The 20,797-nt window shown below is 60.6% G+C and carries 21 protein-coding genes; 11 read left to right on the top strand and 10 right to left on the bottom strand.

Annotation, left to right across the window (positions count from 1 at the left end; all coding sequences use genetic code 11):
- The first annotated feature begins 77 nt into the window (after nt 1-77).
- The 9 genes from CCR96_RS11755 (at nt 78) to CCR96_RS24595 (ending at nt 5,070) form a co-directional block, all read left to right on the top strand.
- Complete coding sequence (locus tag CCR96_RS11755) at nt 78-956, top strand: hypothetical protein (RefSeq protein ID WP_201220315.1); 879 nt, start codon at nt 78-80, stop codon at nt 954-956.
- A 128-nt stretch (nt 957-1,084) separates the two neighbouring features.
- A complete protein-coding gene (gvpN, locus tag CCR96_RS11760) occupies nt 1,085-2,134 on the top strand; it encodes a gas vesicle protein GvpN (RefSeq protein ID WP_201220316.1) in 1,050 nt (349 codons plus the stop codon).
- Nucleotides 2,134-2,499 (top strand): hypothetical protein, encoded by a 366-nt coding sequence (locus CCR96_RS11765; protein ID WP_201220317.1) that lies wholly within the window; start codon nt 2,134-2,136, stop codon nt 2,497-2,499. The genes gvpN and CCR96_RS11765 overlap by 1 nt, the downstream gene beginning before the upstream one ends.
- A gap of 42 nt (nt 2,500-2,541) precedes the next feature.
- Nucleotides 2,542-3,333, top strand: a complete 792-nt coding sequence (locus tag CCR96_RS11770) for a GvpL/GvpF family gas vesicle protein (protein WP_201220318.1) — start codon at nt 2,542-2,544, stop codon at nt 3,331-3,333.
- A 48-nt stretch (nt 3,334-3,381) separates the two neighbouring features.
- Complete coding sequence (locus CCR96_RS11775) at nt 3,382-3,792, top strand: gas vesicle protein GvpG (protein ID WP_201220319.1); 411 nt, start codon at nt 3,382-3,384, stop codon at nt 3,790-3,792.
- A gap of 79 nt (nt 3,793-3,871) precedes the next feature.
- Nucleotides 3,872-4,192: a gas vesicle protein gene (locus tag CCR96_RS25320; protein WP_338035871.1), complete on the top strand. Its 321-nt coding sequence runs from the start codon at nt 3,872-3,874 to the stop codon at nt 4,190-4,192.
- Nucleotides 4,158-4,541: a gas vesicle protein K gene (locus CCR96_RS11785; RefSeq protein WP_201220320.1), complete on the top strand. Its 384-nt coding sequence runs from the start codon at nt 4,158-4,160 to the stop codon at nt 4,539-4,541. Before CCR96_RS25320 ends, CCR96_RS11785 begins: the two co-directional genes overlap by 35 nt.
- Nucleotides 4,542-4,550: 9 nt before the next feature.
- On the top strand, nt 4,551-4,880 hold the full coding sequence (locus CCR96_RS11790) for a gas vesicle protein (RefSeq protein ID WP_201220321.1): 330 nt from the start codon (nt 4,551-4,553) through the stop codon (nt 4,878-4,880).
- A complete protein-coding gene (locus tag CCR96_RS24595; RefSeq protein WP_242518963.1) occupies nt 4,843-5,070 on the top strand; it encodes a type II toxin-antitoxin system PemK/MazF family toxin in 228 nt (75 codons plus the stop codon). The genes CCR96_RS11790 and CCR96_RS24595 overlap by 38 nt, the downstream gene beginning before the upstream one ends.
- Nucleotides 5,071-5,073: 3 nt before the next feature.
- On the opposite strand, the gene nifS is transcribed toward CCR96_RS24595, so the two are convergent.
- On the bottom strand, nt 5,074-6,309 hold the full coding sequence (gene nifS / locus CCR96_RS11795; RefSeq protein WP_201220322.1) for a cysteine desulfurase NifS: 1,236 nt from the start codon (nt 6,307-6,309) through the stop codon (nt 5,074-5,076).
- A gap of 234 nt (nt 6,310-6,543) precedes the next feature.
- Nucleotides 6,544-7,644: a Fe-S cluster assembly protein NifU gene (gene nifU, locus CCR96_RS24600; RefSeq protein ID WP_242518965.1), complete on the bottom strand. Its 1,101-nt coding sequence runs from the start codon at nt 7,642-7,644 to the stop codon at nt 6,544-6,546.
- A gap of 302 nt (nt 7,645-7,946) precedes the next feature.
- Here nifU and CCR96_RS11810 point away from each other — a divergent pair, with 302 nt between their 5' ends.
- A complete protein-coding gene (locus tag CCR96_RS11810) occupies nt 7,947-8,876 on the top strand; it encodes a Uma2 family endonuclease (RefSeq protein WP_201220323.1) in 930 nt (309 codons plus the stop codon).
- Nucleotides 8,877-8,945: 69 nt separating this feature from the next.
- Here CCR96_RS11810 and CCR96_RS11815 read toward each other — a convergent pair whose 3' ends face one another.
- The 7 genes from CCR96_RS11815 to nifH all read right to left on the bottom strand — a co-directional run bounded on the left by CCR96_RS11815 (nt 8,946) and on the right by nifH (nt 15,487).
- Nucleotides 8,946-9,224, bottom strand: a complete 279-nt coding sequence (locus tag CCR96_RS11815) for a DUF6129 family protein (protein WP_201220324.1) — start codon at nt 9,222-9,224, stop codon at nt 8,946-8,948.
- 87 nt (nt 9,225-9,311) lie between these two features.
- Nucleotides 9,312-10,025 carry a dinitrogenase iron-molybdenum cofactor biosynthesis protein gene (locus tag CCR96_RS11820; protein ID WP_201220325.1) on the bottom strand — a complete coding sequence of 238 codons (714 nt, stop codon included), beginning with the start codon at nt 10,023-10,025 and terminating at the stop codon, nt 9,312-9,314.
- 259 nt (nt 10,026-10,284) lie between these two features.
- Nucleotides 10,285-10,473 (bottom strand): DUF362 domain-containing protein, encoded by a 189-nt coding sequence (locus CCR96_RS11825; protein WP_201220326.1) that lies wholly within the window; start codon nt 10,471-10,473, stop codon nt 10,285-10,287.
- Between the two features lie 119 nt (nt 10,474-10,592).
- Nucleotides 10,593-10,811, bottom strand: a complete 219-nt coding sequence (nifT, locus tag CCR96_RS11830; RefSeq protein WP_201220327.1) for a putative nitrogen fixation protein NifT — start codon at nt 10,809-10,811, stop codon at nt 10,593-10,595.
- Nucleotides 10,812-11,167: 356 nt separating this feature from the next.
- A complete protein-coding gene (gene nifK, locus CCR96_RS11835; RefSeq protein WP_201220328.1) occupies nt 11,168-12,739 on the bottom strand; it encodes a nitrogenase molybdenum-iron protein subunit beta in 1,572 nt (523 codons plus the stop codon).
- A 238-nt stretch (nt 12,740-12,977) separates the two neighbouring features.
- Nucleotides 12,978-14,465, bottom strand: a complete 1,488-nt coding sequence (nifD, locus tag CCR96_RS11840) for a nitrogenase molybdenum-iron protein alpha chain (protein WP_201220329.1) — start codon at nt 14,463-14,465, stop codon at nt 12,978-12,980.
- Nucleotides 14,466-14,602: 137 nt separating this feature from the next.
- Nucleotides 14,603-15,487: a nitrogenase iron protein gene (nifH, locus tag CCR96_RS11845; RefSeq protein ID WP_201220330.1), complete on the bottom strand. Its 885-nt coding sequence runs from the start codon at nt 15,485-15,487 to the stop codon at nt 14,603-14,605.
- Nucleotides 15,488-15,700: 213 nt separating this feature from the next.
- Here nifH and CCR96_RS11850 point away from each other — a divergent pair, with 213 nt between their 5' ends.
- Nucleotides 15,701-16,684, top strand: a complete 984-nt coding sequence (locus CCR96_RS11850; RefSeq protein ID WP_242518967.1) for an NAD(+)--dinitrogen-reductase ADP-D-ribosyltransferase — start codon at nt 15,701-15,703, stop codon at nt 16,682-16,684.
- A gap of 102 nt (nt 16,685-16,786) precedes the next feature.
- On the opposite strand, the gene CCR96_RS11860 is transcribed toward CCR96_RS11850, so the two are convergent.
- The gene (locus CCR96_RS11860; protein ID WP_201220331.1) at nt 16,787-20,584 is read right to left on the bottom strand and encodes an ABC transporter substrate-binding protein; all 3,798 of its coding nucleotides are present in this window, start codon (nt 20,582-20,584) and stop codon (nt 16,787-16,789) included.
- Between the last annotated feature and the right edge of the window lie 213 nt (nt 20,585-20,797).

Here is a 20,797-nt window from a genome sequence, read left to right on the forward strand (position 1 = left end):
GCCCCTGAGGAAGTCCCGCGCGTCGATCCACCGACAGCGGGACTTGTGGTTCCTGGATTGGCCTGAGGAGACAGACGATGAGCAAGATTTTAGATGAGATGACGCATCTGCGCAGCGATATCGATCGCGCGCGAGAGGGCCGCGCGCAGGCCCAGCAGGCGCGCTCCGAGCAGCTTGCGGACCAGGCATCGCTAGTAGAAGGCCTGCTCACCGGCTTTGCCGCGGCGCGCGCCGACCAGGGTGCGGCTGACCGCGCCGCACGTCAGCAGTTTCTCGCTGGCTTAGGGCAAGATATCAACGCCTTGAGCCAAGGCGTGCGCGACATGATGCAGGATCTGCAGCAAGCCAGGACCGAGCAGGCGGCGGCTGCGGCCGAAGAGCGCCGCGCCCAGGTCGAGGCGATTGCCGATGACATTCGCGGGACGCTTGGCGAGTTCAAACAGTCGATGATCGCTTTTCGCTCCGATTACCTGGCATCCGTCGATGAGGATGCTTCCGCGCGTGCTGGCTTTGTCGCTGAGACCGCGCGTCAGGTTGGCGATCTGCTGAATGGCTTCAAGCAGGAGCGCAGCCAACAGGCTGCCGCCGCTGCTCAGACGCGACTTGCTTTCATGCGGGATCTCAGCAGCCAGGTTGCCGCGATTCAGAACTCGGTGGCTGAGGATCTTGCTGGGGTGCGGCAGTTGTTTGGAGCAGCCTCTGAGTCCGCTGCTCGTTCAGCCAAGCCTGTATCGAACTCGGCGCGGGCAAAAAAGCCGGCTACCGCGCCAGCATCGCCAGCACCATCGGCCGCGCCAACCAAGCAGGCGGGGACGCATGAGCAAGCCCAGCCGGTGGCCGATGAGTCGGTGACCAATGGTGGCAAGGCTCCGGCAGCCGCACACAAGCCGAGGAAGTCAAGTGCTCACCAGGAAGCAAAGGCGAAAGCGTCGAAAGAATCGATAGCAGGCGACTGAGAGATCGATGCCTGAGCGCTGATCGCGACCTGATGGCCCGGGTTGCCAGGATCAGCGCTGACCCGTCCTGGCCCGATTTGATTGGGCCGTTTCGTTGATGTCTTGATGTGCGCTGAGCCTGGAATTGAATGATGACCCTGGAAAGTCTTCGACCCGATGTCGGTCTGAATGATGATGATCTCGTTGTCCCCGAGGCGAGCGAGACCTTTGTCTCCACACCCTATGTGGAGGAGGTGACGAATCGGGCGCTGGTCTATCTGCGGGCCGGTTATCCAGTGCATCTTGCCGGCCCTTCTGGGACTGGTAAGACGACCATGGCCTTCCATTTGGCCGCGCTCTGGGGGCGGCCGGTGACTCTGATCCATGGTAATGATGAGTTTAGCGTCTCTGATCTGATCGGCACCAATGATGCCGGCTATCGGCGCAGCAAGGTGGTTGATAATTACATCCATTCGGTAGTGCGCACTGAGGAAGAGATGCGGCAAATGTGGGTCGATAATCGCCTGACGACCGCCTGTCGCAATGGCGATACGCTGATCTACGATGAGTTCAATCGCTCACGGCCCGAGGCGAACAATGTGCTGCTCTCGGTGATGTCGGAGGGGATCTTGAACCTGCCGGGATTGCGCACGGCGGGAGAGGGCTACCTGGATGTCGGCGGCGATTTTCGTGCCATCTTCACCTCCAATCCTGAAGAATACGCCGGCACGCACAAGACCCAGGATGCGCTAGCGGATCGCATGATCACGATCCGTCTGAATCCGCCGGATCGCGATACCGAGATCGAGATCGTCAAGGCCAAGGCCGGCATCGATGAATTTGAGGCCGGTCATATCGTTGACATCATTCGTGAGTTGCGCGGCAGCGGCGAGAACAAGACGCGACCGACCCTGCGCGCGGGGATTGCGATTGGCAAGATCCTCGGTATGGTCAATGGCCGAGCGCGCTTTGGCGACCGCTTCTTCCATGGCGTCTGTTATGACGTGGTCAGCACTGAAAGCGCAAAGGTCCTGCATGATGGGCAGTCGATCTTCCGGCAATTGGTCGACAGCGTGATCAAGCAGGTCTGTCCGCCGGTGGCGGCTGGACCAGGCGCCGAGGCTGCCGGTAGGAGCGCGTTGAGCGATGACATTGTCGTCGCTTTGAGCGGCAAGCCAAATCTGATCAGGAGTCAATAATGGCAATCAAGACAACGCGTCCACCGCGCACCTTAAGCGACATCAAGACCGTCGCGGGACGAAGCTCGAATAAGAATCAACGGCGCTACGCCAGTTATTTTCAATTAGGTGCGCTAGAGCTTGAGCGTTATCGTCGAGGGCTTGAGCGGGATGCGGCACAGGGGCGGATTGATGGCATCAATGAGCGCCTTGGTGAGATCGAGACTGAAATGCAGGGCCTGCTCGTCGAGGCTGGGGTCGAAGGCGTACAAAGATCGACCAAACAGGATGCTCGCGCGCCCGCTGGCCGTCGCTCGGAGACTTGCAGCCGGTCCACCTCGGGCGAGCCAACAGGCCAGTCTCGTGGGCTACGCATCCGCTATTGAAACGCAAGCCTCAACCGCGATCAAACAATCCGCAGGATTATCATGGCTCAGAAATCGAAATCGCCGGGCGGAAAATTTATCTATGCGCTGGTCGATGTTGGTGATGAGGCGCCCGCTTATCGCGTGACCGGACTGAATAAGGAGCGAGTCTATGGCCTGAATGCGGGCCATATCGGCGCGGTCGTCAGTGATATTCAAAGTGCCCGTGTGCGCCCGGAACGGCGCCATCTGATGGCGCATCGCGCCGTGCTCGCTCATCTTTTGGAACAGGGCACCGTATTGCCAATGCGTTTCGGCGTCATTGCAACCAGTGCCGCGGCGGTACAGAGCTTATTGACTGGTAATCGTGCCGCGATCGAGGAGCAGTTACAGCGGGTGCGCCACCGCGTTGAGATGGGGCTTCGCGTCTCCTGGGACGTCGGTAACATCTATGAGTATTTCGTCAGCATGCACCCCGTCCTGCGCGAGATGCGTGATTATGTGATGCAAGAAGAGCATAACCGACGCGAAGAGAAGATCGAGCTAGGCCGAATGTTCGATCGCTTGGTGCAGGAAGAGCGCGAGCGGCATACCGCAGCGGTCATCGAGGTGTTACGCGGCTATTGTGAAGAAGTGGTTGCGAATCCTCCTAAGCATGAAAAAGAGGTGATGAATCTGGCTTGTCTGGTCGACAAAGCAGCGCAGGCCGAGTTCGAGAAAGGTGTGTTTGAGGCCTCAAAGCGATTCAATAACGACTTTCTGTTCGATTACAACGGCCCTTGGGCACCCCACAATTTCGTCGATCTCGATCTGCAGACACCCTCTCAGCCAGCGAATCGAGCGGCCGTCGGCTAGGCGGTCACGCGATGACAGGTCGACCAGTCACAGGATGAGGCCGGTGCTGTGCTACTGATCGATGACATTCTTTTCAGCCCCTATCGCGGTCTGTTCTGGGTATTTAAGGAGATCCATAAGGCCGCACTCGAGGAGGTTAAAGGCGAGGCGGCGCGTATCCGCAATGAGCTCACCGATCTCTACACGATGCTCGAGACCGAGCAGATCGATGAGGAGGAGTTCGACCGCCGTGAGGGACCGTTGCTTGACCGGCTCGACGAGCTCGAGGCGGATGAAGCGCCAGATGAGGACGATGAGGAGGATGAAGATCAGGATGACGAAGATCTGGATGATGCGGATGCGGATGCGGATGCGGATGCGGATGCGGTTAATGAGGTTTCGGATGCGCATGATGAGGATTCGGAGGATAACCAGGCCGATAGCGAGGATGGCGAAGACGACTGGGAAGCCCACAAATGACCCTGATGGCACAGCCTGAATTTGCGCATGAGCCGGCATTGGCGCTGCTTTGTTGTCGATCCGCTGAGCTGAGCCTGGCGTGAGCGATGCGAGCATCGGCATCGCTGCTGGCACCCTGAGCGGTGGCAGTCAGGGGCTGGGTCAAGATCAGGATCTCGGTCATGGCACTGGCAGGTCGAGGACACCCGGAGCCGAGCAGCAGCACATCTCGCTGTGCGAGGCGCTGGATCGCATCCTCAACAAGGGCGCCGTGGTGGTGGCTGATCTGACCATCTCGGTTGCCGATATCGATCTCATTTACATCAACTTGCAGGCCCTGATCACCTCGGTCGAGACCGGGCGGCGGCTGCAGCAAGAGGCGGCTCATGAACGACAAACAGCCGACGGCGGCAAATCCTAAACGACCTCAGGGGGTGCTGCCGGATGCGCTGGACAGGTCGCTGCAGGCGTCTACCCGATTCTCAGGGACCGGCTCAGTAGGCGGTCGCAAGCGCCTGGAGATTGATGGCGAGCGCGTGCGTGATGGGTTAGCGCAATTGGTGCTGACGCTGATCAAGCTGCTGCACGAGCTGCTAGAGCGACAAGCGATCGCGCGGATGGACTCCGGCTCGCTGAATGACGAGGAGATCGAACGACTCGGCCTGACACTGATGCGTCAGGCCGATGAGCTGGCACGCGTGCGCAAGGCCTTTGGCCTGCGCGATGAGGATTTGAACATCGATCTCGGCCCGTTGGGCCGACTGCTTTAAAGATGCATCATGGCCACCAATCAACGCAATCTGACCCATGCGACCGACAGCACAACCGTCGCCGACCTGCTTGAGCGCTTGCTGGATAAGGGGGTTGTGATTGCGGGCGACATCCGCGTCAAGCTGGTCGAGGTCGAGCTGCTGACGATCGAGGTGCGGCTGTTGATCTGCTCGGTCGATCGCGCCGTCGAGATGGGTGTCGACTGGTGGCGTGGCAACCCAACCTTCGATACCAAGGCGCGTGACCCACAGTTGAACACCCCAGGACTAGAAGAACGGCTGGCTCGGCTGGAGGAAAAGCTTGAGACGCCAGCGTCGTCCGACCCGGAATCTCGATAGGGAATCTGATATCGTCTTTGTTGATTTCGAGCCGACCAAAGGCAAAGAGATCGGTAAGTACCGTCCGGCGCTGGTGTTGCGAGCAGGGCTTATAACCAGGCGACTGGCCTGCTCATCTGCTGCCCGATCAGCACCAGTCTCCGGGGTGCGGCCACAGAGGTGCTCCATTTGGCCTCGACGCGGGTTGTAGATATCAGGCATAAGCGGGCTGAAAGCCGGCCTGATGCCCCTGGCCCTCGGTCGCTGGGCGGTCTTGATCCCAATAGGGCGAGAGCTTGCGCAGTTGAGCGACGACCGGTGGCACGGCTTCGATGACGCGTTCGATCTCCTCGGCCGTGGTGTAGCGCGAGAGCGAGAAGCGGGTGGTGCCGTGGGCGGCAGTGAAGGGGATGCCCATGGCGCGCATCACATGGCTTGGCTCAAGCGAGCCCGAGGTGCAGGCCGAGCCACTGGAGGCGGCGATGCCAAGCTTGTTCAACAGCAGCAAAATGGCCTCACCCTCGATGAACTCGAAGGCGATGTTGCTGGTGTTCGGTAGTCGATTGCTGGGATCGCCGGTGACGAAGCTGTTGGGGACCACCTCAAGGATGCCTTGCTCAAGCCGGTCGCGCAATGCGGCGACCTGGGTGCGCTCGGTCTCAAGATGGGCTTGGGCCAGCTCGCAGGCCTTGCCGAGCGCGACGATCGAGGCGCTATTCTCGGTGCCAGCACGTCGACCGCGCTCTTGATGGCCACCACGCAGCAGCGGACGGAAGCGGGTGCCGCGACGCAGATAGAGCACGCCGATACCCTTGGGCGCATGCAGCTTGTGCCCGGACAGCGAGAGCATGTCGATGGCCGTCGTCTTGAGATCGATCGTCAGCTTGCCGACGGCTTGCACCGCGTCGGTATGGAACATCACACCGGCCTCGCGTGCCATCTCGGCCATCTGTTCGACCGGGAACAGGGTGCCGGTCTCGTTGTTGGCCCACATCACCGAGACGATGGCGACCTGATCGCTAAGCAGCGATTGATACCGCGCGAGATCGAGGCGCCCCTGGCCATCGACCTCGAGCCTGTGAACGGTATAGCCGTCCTTCTCCAGATGCTCGCAGAGGCTCAGCACTGCCGGATGTTCGACCACCGTGGTGATGATCTCGCGGCGCTCCGGCTGGGCCTTGAGCGCGGACAAGATGGCGGTGGAATCGGACTCGGTGCCGCAGGAAGTGAATACGATCTCGGAGTCGAGCTCGGCGCCAAGCAGGGCTTGCACCTGCTGGCGCGCGGTCTTGATCGCGCGCCCGACCCGGTCGCCGAACTGATGCATCGAGGAGGCGTTGCCGAACTGATCGCTGAAGTAGGGCAACATCGCCTCGACCACTTCGGGTGCGACCATGGTGGTGGCGTTATTGTCGAGATAGATACCGGTGCTGGGTTGATCGCTAGACATGCTGGTTGAGCTCATGGTGTCGGTGTTCATCGTCTGTGTCACGCGAAGCCGATCAATCCGCTAAACTGCTCCGTCACGGACTCATGGTCTCGCCCAAGCCAAGTGCTTTCTTTGCTGAGCATTTTCGCGTCTTTGCGTCTTCGCGTGACATCTTCTTTTTCGCAAGACTCTTTTCGTAAGGCTTTCGCCTGAGCTGTTTGCGTTGAATCAAGCTTTTATTGCCGAAGCACAGGCTCAGGCGCGCTGAGCAACGGCCATCGCCTGTTCTGGCAGCACGCGAACCAGTTCACCGAGATCCTCGCAGATGCGCTCCTGAATACCTTCCAGCGTCACCGCGGCAAGCTGGCAGCCGGAGCAGGCGCCGACCATCTTGACGAAGATGTTCTTGCCATCGACATCAATTAGTTCGATATCGCCATGGTCGCGCTGCAGATTTGGCCGAATCGACTCGATGGTCTGCTCGATGCGGCGGATGCGGGCGAGATTGCTCAGCTTGGGGCGAGACTTTGCGCTGGGTTCAGCCTGGTTCGCTGTTGCCGCCGCTGGCGATGCGGCGGCTAATGCGGCGCTGCCAGGAGGTGGTGCGACGCTTGCTGATGACGCGGGCGGCGCTGTTGCGCTCGTTGCAACGGCTGCCGCATCCGTCGACGGCTGTTCAGCCGGCGAGGCTGTTTGGGCGCGCTTCGGCATCAGCGGCATGCCCACGGCAACCCGCTGGCGCTCCGGTGCTTTGGCTGGTGAAGCAGCTGGCTGAAAATCGCGCCCCTGCTCCTTGAGCACACGCGCAAGGATGGTTTCGATGCCTTCATGACAGGCCGAGCAGCCGCCCCCGGCCTTGGTGTAGTTCGATACCTCTTCGACGCTGCTGAGATGGTTCGCGCGGATGGTCTCCTCGATCAGCACCTCATCGACGGCGAAGCACTTGCAGATCATGGCGCCTTCTTCATGATCGTCGCTCCAGACCTCGCCGCGGTAGTTGGCGACCGCCGATTGCAGGGCTTCGCGACCCATCACCGAGCAGTGCATCTTCTCTGGCGGCAGGCCGTCGAGGTAGTCGGCGATGTCCTGATTGCTGACCTTGAGGGCCTGATCAAGCGTCATACCCTTGATGATCTCGGTCAGTGCCGAGCTGGAGGCGATCGCCGAGCCGCAGCCGAAGGTCTGGAAGCCGGCGTCGAGGATGGTCTCGTTCTCTGGGTCGACCTTCAGGGTCAGGCGCAGCGCATCGCCACAGGAGAGGGAGCCGACCTCGCCGATCGCATTGGAGTCAGCGACGGCGCCGGCATTGCGCGGGTTGAAGAAGTGCTCTTTGACGGTGTCTGAGTAATCCCACATGGTCTGGCTCCAGGCTCGAGTTTTTGGCGGCTGCTGGCGCTGAAGGGGCGCCGATCGGTGCGATTGAGAATCCGCATGGTTGTCTTGGCAAGCAACTCTTGGGCCTAGAGTGAGGGAGGTTTCAGGTCTCTGAAATTCAAGAGATTCCATCCGCCTCTTGGCACGGGTTGTCGGGCTTGCAACAAGCAGGTTGTCGGCAGCGTAACGCGCACTCGGATTTTTTCGTGCTTTGGGATTGATTCAAGCGATACGATGCGGACAGTCGACGAGCTGATCTTTAGATTGAACAAGGAGAAAGACTGATGGGGCTACCTCAGCGAGATACCGACTATCACAGCTACGGTGAACATCTGACCTGGCAGGATGACATTGTGCCCGAGCCCTATGATGGGATGGTCGTGAGCGAGGCCGATTATTGGCGGTACTACGCGGATTGGCCGGATGTGACCTACGAATGGCATCAGGGGCGATTGGAGGCCAAAGGCGTGTCGGACTGGGCAACGATTCTATTATTTCAATGGTTTATCGCGCTCATCCGGTATTGGCTCGACAGCCATGCCGGTGGGCAACTGGTCAACCAGGAGATGGGATTCGTGCTCAACCTCGCCGGTCAACGCAGCATCCGACGACCGGATACGGGCATCATCCTGCCGCACAATCCACATCAGCTGCAACTCCCTGACCGCAGTTATCCAGGGGTCTTCGATCTGTGCCTCGAAGCCCTCTCCGATAGTGATCCGAGACAAAAGGCGCGCGACCAAGTGGTCAAGTATCGGGAATACGCCCAAGCAGGAGTGCCCGAATATTATATTCTGGCTGGCGACCTCGCCAATTGCGCTTTTTATCGTCGCGATCCGCAAGGCTTCTACCAACCGCTCATGCCTGACGCGGAGGGGATCATGGCATCCGTCGCGTTACCCGGATTGCGCTGGCGCCAACGCGACCTGGTCAAGCAACCGTCTTTAGAAGGACTCCTGACTGATCCAGTCTACCGTGATTATGTGCTGCCTGAATTCAGTCGAGCCCGGGAGGCTCAAGCCGCCGCGCTCGTGCGAGCTGATCAAGAGGCCCGGCGGGCGGAGCAAGCGGCCCAGCGGGCGGAGCAGGAGGCCCAGCGAGCGGAGCAGGAGGCCCAGCGCGCCGATCAAGAGGCCCAGCGCGCTAATCAAGAAGCCGCGCGAGCAGCGCTGCTGACCGCGCGCTTACGCCAACTCGGCATCGATCCGTCCTAGCGGCGCTTGGCTTGGCGCTGGAGCCTGTTGACCGCCCGCCCGACGAGCGATAACAGCATCCACGCCTGTTCACCCGTCATCCTCATCACTGACCTCGGCGAGGACCAATCCGGTGGCGCTGTCGAGGTCACGAGTGAAGCGCAGGCAGTGCTCGCTGGCGTCGATCAGGTAGAGATTAAAGCCAGCGGATTCGCGCACTGGCTCGATGCCGGCGCTGATGTCGTCATCGAGGCAGTGGGTGAAGTGATGGTCTGGGAAGGCGTCGCGCAGGGCCGCGACCGAGTCGGCGCTGAGGCCGGCGCGGCTGACGATGGTCTCGATCTGATCGAGAAAGACTGGAGTAATCATGCTGTGTGTTGGCTTCAGGCTGCCGCCGTGCTGCCGGTCGTGCGCGAGCAAGCGTCCGTGCCAGTCTCGAGCGGGTCTTGGGGTTCCTTATGCTTCTTCAGCGGATCGCTCGAAGTGGACGCGGTCTTCGGTTGCAGTGCCCATGATCTTGGCGAGCCAGGGTGGCGTTTTTGCGGCGAGCGTGCGCGAGAGCTCGGCGATATGCTCGCGGGCGTTGCCCATCTGCGGACGTTTGATCGGATGGATGTCGCGCTTGACGACCTTGGCCGCGGCCGGGCCGCCGATGGAGGCGACGTAGAGGACCTGGCAGTCGGCGATCAGTGAGGCGCGATAGCTGTTTTTATCGTCTTGTAGCTCGCCGGCGGTCGGGTCGATGTCGCGGCAGTCGATGAGCTTGTAGCTGTCGGCGGAGACCTGATAGACCAGAAAGCGCTGGCAGGAGCCGAAGTGGCCGTCGAGCAGCTCGCCGCCGTTGGAGGCGCAGGCGACGCGGATTGAGTTGGGCAGTTCGCCGTCGCTGTAGGACTCGGGCTCGGGTGCGGGTTCGATGTCGGTGTTACCTTGGCCTTTGAGGCGGGCGAGGGCCTCTTTGAGCGAGGCGCTGTCGATCTCGCCGAGGTCGCCATTGGCGGCTTGTTTGAGGTCTTTGACGGTGAGTGTGTCGAGATTGGCGGCGGTTGGTGGCAGGCCGACGGCGTTGGCGAGCACGCGCAGGAGCCGGGCGATGTCGGTATCTGGGAGGGCGCGCGCGGCGAGACCGATGCGCAGCGCGATCTCGTCGGATAAGGTCGGTTGGGTCATCGGTGGCTCCTTTTCTTGGCGTTGGTGGTGGCCGAGACTGCGGGTTGGGTGCAGGCAGAGTCTGCCGGGTAGCGCCCGCCGGGGGACGCCGTGAATCCGTCCTTGGAGGCTCGAGCGCAGCATCCTTGCTGCGCACGCCTCCGGCGGGCGCCACCCGACAGACTCTGCTCGCACTTTGGCTGTTTGCGGACGTCCGGCGGCGTTTGCTGCTGGCTCACGGACAGCCTTTAGTTGCTTGCGCTTTTCGCTCGACCCTATCTTAGGCGGGGACGATGCAGTCGTCTTCCATGCAGACGTCGAGGCACTGCGGGTCGGCGTCGTCGCACTCGGTGCAGGTGGCGGCGTCGATCTTGTAGGTGCCTTTAAAAGCCGTGATGCTATCGGTCGGGCAGACGGATACGCAGTCGCCGCAGGCGGTGCAGAGGTCGCGGATGATTTGTAAGGCCATGGTGTACCTCCGGTTGGGGCGTTGTGATGGCGGCTATGTCGGATGTTGGTCACGCATTGCCGCGCGAGCTGGATTAGGGCGTCGCTGCAGTAGCAAGTTTGCTGGCTTTGGTGACTCGCTCAGCTCTCGGCGCGCTTGAAGCGCAGGGTGGTTGGGAATCTGGGTGGTGGGCTGACCGGGTCGATGTACCAGCGTGAGCCGTCGGTCAGCTCGACAGCGCCACCCCAGGCGTCGCTGGTATCGGTCTCGACGCTGGCGATGGTCTCTTCCATGTCTTTCTTGGCGACATAGAACAGCAGTCCACCGCTGTCGTTCTTTCGGATCATCACGTTCGGCATCTTGTACGATCTCTTTGTTTTGGCTAGTCGGCGGTGCTTGTGACTCAGTGGTGTCGATCGCCCGCTGCCGGTCGCCGGGCCACCAGGGACTGGATTCATGCCACCCTCTGCTGTCCGGTGTTCTTGAGGCGCTAGTCGTGGTCCTGGTGTCCCCGGTCAGCGGCGTCGATCGCCCGGATGGCGATCGCCGAGCCTCCAAGGACGGATTCACGGCGTCCGCTGACCGGGGGTACCAGGGCCGCGACGGGACCTTTGGCACTGAGTAGGCGTTCCATGTCGCCTGAGCGTGCAGACAGTCCCACCCCGGCCCGACAAGAGGAGGAAGCCGCTTGTCGGGCCGAAAGCCACCTTCGCGGTTATCGAACCAGGTCGTAACCGAAGTCGGTAACGCCCATCTCGTTGGTCTCGCGATCGAGCTGCTCGAGCACGGCGTTGACCAAGGTGGTCAGCATGTACATCGCGCCTTCGTAGCCGAGCGTGGTCATCCGATGCAGGTGATGACGATCGAAGATCGGGAAGCCGAGGCGGATCAGCGGGACTTCATGCTCCTTGCCCTTGTGCAGGGTGTCGCGCTGGATGAACTTGCCGTAGCTGTTACCGATCAGGAAGTCCGGCTTGTCGGTGAAGCAGAGTGAACGCAGGTGCCAGAGGTCTTTGCTGATGTAGACGGTCGAGTTCTGTCCATAGGGCGAGTCGGCCAGCATCGCCTCCATTGTCTTCTTCCAACGCTTGTTGGCGTGATGACAGAGGATATGCTTCGGCTCAGCACCGAGTTCGAGCAGGAACTTGGTCAGGCCCATGACGAAGTCGGCATCGCCGTAGAGCGCGAAGCTCTTGCCGTGCAGCCACTGATGGCTGTCGGTCATCATGTCCACCAGGCGACCGCGCTCCTTGGCCAGGGAGGCCGGGATCTCCTTGCCGGTCAGCTCCGAGACCTTCATCAGGAAGTCGTCGGTCCACTCGAGACCCATCGGGATGTCGATCTTCGAGGCCGGCTGATGCCAGACGGTGTCGATGTACTTCTTGGTCTTGGGCAGCTGCCAGGGCTGCAGCAGCAGGGTGTCGATGGCGTTAGGGGCGTCCTTGATCTCATCGATCTTGGTGCCGCCGTCGTACATCCGGTACTCGCCATCGGCTGGCGTGTCGAGCACATCGGTCGGGTCGCTGAGCAGGCTGTAGTCGACGCCCATCTCCTGCATCATCCGGTGCATGATGCGGAAGTTGCCCAGGTAGGTCTCGAAGCCCGGTACCAGGTTGATCTTGCCGTTACTGCCGACCTCTTTACCCTCCATCTCGTTGAGGGTGAAGTAGCGCATAGTGCCTTCGAACATGTTGTCCCAGCCGGTGGTGTGGCTGCCGACGAAGCTCGGGGTGTGGGCGAACGGGGTTGGGAACTCGGGCGGGATGTGCCCTTCCTTCTTGGCGTTGCCGATGAAGGCGTTGAGGTCGTCACCGATGACCTCGGCCATGCAGGTGGTAGAGACCGCGATCATCTCTGGCTTGTAGAGCGCTTTGGCGTTCTCGAGGCCGTCGAACATGTTCTTCTGGCCGCCAAAGACCGCCGCATCCTCGGTCATCGAATCGGAGACGCAGGCGATCGGCTCCTTGAAGTGGCGGTTGAAGTAGGTGCGGAAGTAGGCGACGCAGCCTTGGGACCCGTGCACGTAGGGTAGGGTTTTCTCGAAGCCGAGCGCGCAGAGCACGGCGCCGAGCGGCTGACAGGCCTTGGCCGGATTGATGGTCAGGGCCTCACGGGCGAAGTTGAGCTCTTGGTATTCCTTGGTCGTGGTCCACTCGAAGGTCTCATCGAGCTTGGCCTGATCGACACGCTCCTCTGAGGTCTCGCGCTTGCTGGTGATGCTGGCCTGGTAGTCCTCATCGAGGAACAGCGGATAGCCGGGCTTGATCTTGTCGACGGTCTGGGTCATCGGTGTGCTCCTGCCGCGCCGCTTATCCGCGGACTGACGGCGAGTGAAAACGGGATCGTTCGGTGCTTGCTATGGCTTGGCTATGGCGTTGACCTTAGGGCGCCGGTGCCGGCCTCACGTTTAGCGGACGCCGTGCATCCATCCTTGGAGGCTCGGCGATCGCCATCCGGGCGACCGATGCCGCCGGCCGTGAGCCCGGCACCGGCCCTTTGGCCTGGTTTAGTGCCGGGCTAGCCGATCAAGCGCTGGCGGCCATGGGGGCTTCGCTCTCGCCCTCGGCCGGCTTGAGCCAAGGTGCCTTCATGCTGTTCCAGCAGGGGTTGTTGATGGTCATGTCCATGTCGCGGGCGAAGATGGCGAAGCCGTCGTAGCCGTGATACGGCCCGGAGTAGTCCCAGGAGTGCATCTGGCGGAAGGGGATGCCCATCTTCTGGAAGATGTACTTTTCCTTGATGCCAGAGCCGACCAGGTCGGGCTTGAGGGCCTTGGTGAATTCCTCGAATTCGTAGCCGGTGACGTCGTCGTAGAGCAGGGTCGAATCGCCCATCTCCTTGACGGTGCGGTCGTAGTCGTCGTTATGGGCGAATTCGTAGCCGGTGCCGACCACCTCCATGCCAAGATCTTCGTAGGCGCCGATGATGTGACGCGGACGCAGACCGCCGACGTAGAGCATCACCTTCTTGCCTTCCAGACGCGGGCGGTACTTGGCGATGATGGCGTCGTACTCGGCCTGGTACTTGGCGATGACCTTCTCGGCATTGGCCTGGATGGTCTCGTCGAAGAACTCGGCGATCTTGCGCAGCGATTCGGCGATCTTGGTCGGCCCGAACAGGTTGTACTCCATCCAAGGCACGCCATAGCGCTCTTCCATGTGGCGGCTGATGTAGTTCATCGAGCGGTAGCAGTGGATCAGGTTGAGCTTGACCTTGGGGGTCAGCTCCATCTCTGAGAGGGTGCCGTCACCAGACCATTGCGCGACCACCCGCAGACCCATCTCCTCGAGCAGGATGCGTGAGGACCAGGCATCGCCGCCGATGTTGTAGTCGCCGATGATAGCGACGTCATAGGGCGTGGTCTCGAAGCTGGTGTCGTTGTCGCGGTTGTGCACGACATGGTCGCGGATCGAGTCGTTAGCGATGTGATGGCCGAGCGACTGCGAGACGCCGCGGAAGCCTTCGCAGCGCACCGGGATGACCGGCTTGTGATGCTCTTTGGTCTTCTGCTTGGAGACCGACTCGATGTCGTCGCCGATGAGGCCGATCGGGCATTCAGACTGCACCGAGACGCCCTTGGAGAGCGGAAACAGTTGCTCGATCTCGTCGAGCATCTTCGCCAGCTTCTTGTCGCCGCCAAAGACGATGTCCTTCTCCTGGAAATCAGAGGTGAAGTTCATCGTGCCGAAGGTGTTCACGCCGGTCATGCCGGTGTAGTAATTACGACGTCCAGCGCGCGAGTACTGACCACAGCCGACGGGGCCGTGGGAGATATGGATCATGTCCTTGATCGGGCCCCAGACCACGCCCTTGGAGCCAGCGTAGGCACAGCCACGAATGGTCATCACGCCAGGCTGGGACTTGCGGTTGGAGGTGATGCACTTCTTCGACTGCTCGACCGATGGGTCATTGACGGCCAAGTGCTTGGCGCGGTCTTTCTTCGCCTTCTCGGGGTAGACCTCGAGCACCTCTTGGATCAGGGCTTGGGTCTCGTCACGGGTCATTGTTGCCATGTCGGCGTTCCTCTCATCGGCGCCGCCGCTCATCCGCGGACCGACGCACGTTGAAGCATCGAACTCATCCCTCGCGGTTGCGCCCTGTGGCAGCGAGACGAGGGACCGGTGAGATCGGCAGGGCGATCGGTAGTGGTTTAGGCTGCGACGGCCTCTTCAGAGGCGGCCTTGCCCACGATGCTCTCGTCTTCTTCTTCCATCAGACCGAAGTCCATCAGCAGGTCTTCGAGGGCATCCATCGAGATCGGCGTCGGGATCACGAAGTTCTTGTTGTCGATGATCTTCTGCGCCAACTGGCGATATTCATCGGCTTGCTTGGCGGTTGGGTCGTATTCGATCACCGTCATGCGGCGGATCTCGGCGCGCTGGACGACGTTGTCGCGTGGTACGAAGTGGATCATCTGGGTGCCGAGCTGACGCGCCAGCTCCATGATCAGCTCGTCTTCGCGAGCGGTGTTGCGGCTGTTGCAGATCAGGCCTGCCAAGCGCACGCCACCAGAGCTGGCGTACTTCACGATGCCCTTGGAGATGTTATTGGCCGCATACATGGCCATCATCTCGCCAGAGCAGACGATGTAGATCTCCTGCGCCTTGTTCTCGCGAATCGGCATGGCGAAGCCACCGCAGACCACATCGCCGAGGACGTCATAGAAGACGAAGTCGAGCTCGTCGTCGTAGGCGCCTTCCTCTTCCAGGAAGTTGATCGCGGTGATGACACCACGGCCAGCGCAACCGACACCAGGCTCCGGGCCGCCAGACTCGACGCACTTGATGCCGGCATAACCGGCGCGCAGTACATCTTCCAGCTCGAGGTCTTCGACCGAGCCAGCATCCGCCGCGAGGTGCATAATGGTTTCCTGCGCCTTGGCGTGCAGGATCAAACGGGTGGAGTCGGCCTTCGGGTCACAGCCAACGATCATGACCTTCTTGCCGAGTTCAGCGAGGCCAGCAACGAGATTCTGAGTGGTGGTGGACTTGCCGATTCCGCCTTTGCCGTAGATGGCGCATTGACGCAGTGCCATGAGATTCTCCCGGTTGGATGCCCTGTCGGGCGATGAACAGATGGTTCGCTCACCGGGGTACTAAGCACAGCCTGTGCCAAACAAGTAAAATTTCCTCAATGTACTGAAATAAAAGTTAAAAATAACTCTGGCGCCGGTTTGTCATCTTCGTAGCATAGGCAACAAGGCCCCAGCCTTTGTGTGTCTAGCGACAGCCGACGTTCTAACTCCGACATGCCTCAGCTCCAGCCCACAGACCGGCCTAGGTCACAGCCATCCTCTCAGCCATCCTCTCAGCCATCGCTGCCGTCGAATGCGCGCCTGCCCATCAATCGTTGCAACCTGCCAGCCGTCATCCTTGGTGGGCTGACCTACCAGGCGCATCCGGTCTCACTCGAGATCGACGGCATTCGTGCCTTCCATCAAGACCTGTTCCGGCTTCTGGCGCCGATCGATAACAGTCGCGAGCGCGCTGAGCGCTTTGTCGACTATATGGCCGCCCACTTCTGTCTCGATGATCTCGAGGCCGCCGGCCTAGCTGCAGAGCGCGTCAAGAAATACCGGCGCAACGCCAACTACCTGCGAATGGTGCGGGGCTGGTCGTTCGACGCTGACGGGCGCGAGGGTGCCGTGCTCAAACACTGGGTCGAGACGCGCTTTGGTCTGCTCGCCCGCTATCATGCGGGGCCGCTCGACGGTGCTGATCCGGATGCCTATCACCTTTACCTTGCCCAGGGTACCAAGGGTCTTTACGCGACCAATGCCCTCGAGGCTCAGCTCGACCTGCTCTACACCTATTGCCAATACGAGTTGGTCCGCCAGCACCCCGAAGAGACCCATCTGACGCTGTACCGCGGCATCAACCGCATTGGCGAGCATGAGCTGTTGGATGACAGGCCCGAGTCCGGCACCACCTTAGGGGCAGCCAGCGCCGCTCAAGCGCCGGTGCGGGGCCATCGGCGCGAGGCTGGACAGGGCAGCAGCCGGTTCTGCAGTGGCTCGACGACTCCCGGCTGGCGGCGGGTCTTGCTGAATAATCTCAGTAGCTTCACCAGTAACCGCGAGCGCGCCTGCGAGTTCGGCGACTACATCCTCGAGACGCAAGTGCCGATCCCAAAGGTCTTCTTTTACAACAGCTTGCTGCCCGGTATGTTGAAGGGCGAGGATGAGTGGGTGGTGATCGGTGGGGTCTATGAGGTGGCGATCAGCTGTTTGTGAGCCTTTTCAGACTCTCAGTGACAAACGCTGTAGTCTGCTCGATGGCTCGAAAGAGCCGATTTTTTTCGCGGGGTCGGCGTCATGATGTCGGCATAACATTGATCAGGTCGCGTCCCATGCTGTGAGGAGCTTCTCGCAGTGTTGCCGGGCGCTGTCGTAGTCGAGTCGGTCGAGGTCTTGCGCCATAACGTCAAGATGAGGTGCTTTGCACTGGCCGATAGAGTTGCCCGGTTGATCAGCCAGTTGCGTCCTGAGCTTAGCAAGGGTATCGCGGGCGCTGAGACTGTTGGTCTTGATCTGCGCATACAGGGTGGAGAGCTGGCTCAAGCTTGCCGCCGATGTGGGGTTGGGGTCAGCGGTTGCAGGAGCAGGTTGTGGCTCGGCTCCGCGGATGCTGTTGAGATCAGTGCTCGAGATCAGTTGCCGCACCGCCTGCAGCGCGGGTGCAAGTTGTTGGTCAATGGCCTCCAGCAAGGGCTCGAATCTGAAATCAGGCTCAGCAGGATCGCTCTCAAGGTCGTGCAGCCTTGCTTCGAGCTGCTCGGCGGCCTTGCTGAGGTGCTCGAGATGCAGTGTCGCGGCGGCACTTTTGAGCGTATGCGCGAGGCGCTCTGCCGGTTTGAGCTGATGCGCCTGAAGCGCGTGGCGCAAACGCTGACCGGCGTCGGCATAATCGCGTGCGAAACCGAGTATGAGTTTTTGCAGCAATGCCCGGTTGCCATCGCAGCGCTGGAGCGCAGCTGGCAAGTCGAACGGTGGCAGCTGCGAAGGCAGCCATGTGGATGATTGTGCTTCTCCTAAAGCCATTTCCGATTGCGATGCTCCCGATGGCGGTTGTGCCTTCGACATCGTCCGGGATGACCCGGTGCTATCTCTACTAGAAGCAGCGTAGCAATGTTCAGACGCTTGCGCGTCAAGACGTGCGGAGGCTGTGCTGCTGGGTATTGGTGTGAGCCAACGCCGTAACAAGTTCCAAAGCTGATGGGCGTCGATCGGCTTGGTGAGGTGATCGTCCATCCCTGCCGCTAAGCTATTCGCGTGATCCTGCTCGCTGGCGTGGGCGGTCAGGGCAATGATCGGTAGCCGTGCAGAGGCCTTGTTGCCGCCGACAGCGACCAAAGCGGCCTCTTGTGCGCGAATGGCGCGGGCGGCTTGCAGACCATCCATGTCTGGCATCTGGATATCCATGAGCACCAGATCGAAGGCGCCGGTCTTGGCCTTGTGCAGACCCTCGCGTCCATTGCGGGCGACCTCAGTGTCGATGCCAAGCTCATCTAAGAGGGCGCAGACCAAGTCAGCGTTAAGCTGATTATCTTCGACCAAGAGGACCCGACACCCGCGGAATGCAAGCGGGTCAGACTGGGCAAGCGCTCTGTTGCGTTGAGTCTCAGCGAGTGCGCATTGGGCCGATGCTTCGGCACTGAGGGTGCCGAAACGAATCTGGACAGAGAAGCTAGTACCGCGTCGAGCACGCCGACGGACCTGAATCTCACCGCCCATCAGCTTGACCAATTGCTTGGTGATGGGAAGACCAAGACCCGTGCCACCATAGCGCCTGGTGGTGGAGCTGTCGGCTTGCCAGAATGGCTCGTAGAGCAGCGGTGACTGATCGGCCTTGATGCCGATACCTGAGTCATGTACCCAGAAGCCCAGACGGACCCAGTCGGTGGCGCAATCGAGCAGCCGCACGCGCACCTGGATCAGCCCCTGCTCGGTGAATTTCACGGCATTGCCGGCGAGGTTGAGCAGGGCTTGGCTGAGACGCAGCGCATCGCCAACCAGGTAGTTGGGGATGGCGGGGTCGGCCTCGATCCTGACCCGATTACCCTTGGCCGCAGCCGAGATGGCGAGGACCGAGCGCAGCTGGGCAAGTACCTCTCGGAGCTGGAAGGGGCGCGCCTCGAGCTCGAGCTTGCCGGATTCGATCTTCGACAGATCTAAGAGGTCGTTGATGAGCCGCAGTAGCCAGCGAGCGGCCTGCTCGATCTGCGCCAGCCGATCGCGAGTCTTGGCGCTGGGTGGCTCGCGCTGCGCCAATTGCGCCATGCCGATCACCGCATTCATGGGCGTGCGGATCTCGTGGCTCATATTGGCCAGAAAACGGCTCTTGGCCGCGGTGGCGCTTTCGGCCTTTTGTTTCGCGGTCAGCAGCTCACGCTCTTTGCGCATCTTCAGCTCGGCCTCGGCGAGCAGGTTGCTGAGGATCTTGAGGGACGAGGCCTGTTTCTCGGTCCAGTGGCGCGGTTGGCGTATGCTGTCAAAGCCTAAAAAGCCGACCACGCGACTGCCAATCTTGAGCGGGGCAGTGAGCAAGGACTGGATGCCCTGGCGGGAGAATTCGCGTTGTTCGGCCCCGGCCTCCGCTGGTAGCGCCTTGATCTGCGGAATCAGCACATAGTCCTGATTCAGGATCTGGCGCCTCCACCAGGGCAGGGCGTTGACCTCAGTGACCGTGTCGTGAAGAAAGCCCTCAATGCCTGGAGCGCACCATTCATGGGTGTTGCGCATCGATGTCAAATCATTCGAAAAGGCAAACAGATAGCTGCGGTCGACATCAAAAAAGGTGCCGGTCACGGCCAAGAAGTGATTGATCTTGGCATCGATGTTGTTAGGATCGGCGCTAATGAGGTCAGTCGAGAGTTCAGTGACCATCGCCTGGAATCGGCCTTGATCGGTCAGCGCCTGGTTCGCTCGCTGACTGTCGATCAGTGCCTTGCGATAACGACGATTGAGGACGGTGACGTAGGCCGAGATGAGTCCGGTGATGCCAAAGAGGGTCAGGCTAATCGCCAGACTACGATAGAACCAGCTCAGGTCCACCTGTTGCTCCGGCTGGTAGAGTAGACCCTCGAGAGAGAAGCCTGCGGGTAAGAGCCCAAGCTCGATATAGACATCGACGATGTGCTGCCAGCGGCCTGGGTTCATATAGCCGATGTCGATCAGGTCCGGCTTGATGAGGTCGCGCAGGGTGTCGGCCTCATAGCGCAGATGGTCGAGCGACTTATCCGGATTCCAGTGCTCTTGAATCAGCGCGATGATCTCTTCTGGATGCGCCATGGCATAGTCCCATCCACGCAAGCTCGCCCTGAGAAAGGCCTCGACCCGATCGGGCCGGCGCTCGAGTTCGCGATGGCTGGTGAAGAGACTATCGCCGTAGAAGTCGACGCCGTAGTGCTTGGGCCAGAGGATCTGGTAGCGCTCGCCACGCTGCTGTAGATAGTAGGGCTCGTTGGTCGCGTAGGCGCTCAGGACGTCGATGTTTGGATTCAGATAGTCGGCTTGGCCGACCTCGCCATCCGTCAGCGCGAGCTGATCGATGTCGATGCCCTCCATCGCCAGCATGGCCTGTAGCTCGGCATCGCGGGCGTCCCTGGTCATCTTCACTGCTGCGCCGATCAGATCGTGCGGCGTCACGATGTTGCTCTGCTCGCGGGCTAGCAGGACCAAGGGGGAGTGTTGGAAGATGGCCGCGAGCACGATGACGGGATCGCCATCACCGGCGCGTAGCAGGAGCTCGCTGTTGGTAACCCCGTAGTGGGCATCGCCGTCGACCACCGACTGCACGACGTCTTCCGCTTCGGAACGCTCGCGGATGATAACCTCGAGGCCGGCATCGCGATAGAAGCCTTTGGCTTGGGCCGCGTAGTAGCCGGCAAACTGGAACTGATGGAACCAGCGCAGTTGTAAAACGATACGCTCGTATTTGTTCTGGTTGTTGTGGTTGTTCTGTACGGTTTGTGCAGTCAGCTCAGTCTGCTGCACCGAGTCTTGCTGCACCGAGTCTTGCTGCCCCGAGTCTTGCTGCATCAAGTCTTGCTGCCCGGGATCAAAAGCGTCTTTGGTGATCGTTGGAGCATTTCTGTTGGGCGTATTGATGGGCGTATTGATGGGCTGAGTCATGGACTCAGTGATTGGATCTGCGGTCAGCTCAGTGTTGGACTGGTCAGCCTGAGCATGCAGTGGATCAGCCATCAGGATCAGATTCAGTGCGAGCAGGCTGAGCAGGGCCCTCGACCAGGCTAAGACGGCTTGCCGAGACTGTTTTGCGATCAGAGCCTTATCAAGGCTGAGAGGGATGTGGTGAGCGGCGTCCTGAATGTGTGCACGAGTGAT

The sequence above is a fragment of the Halochromatium roseum genome (assembly GCF_016653315.1).
GTDB lineage: Bacteria > Pseudomonadota > Gammaproteobacteria > Chromatiales > Chromatiaceae > Lamprobacter > Lamprobacter roseus.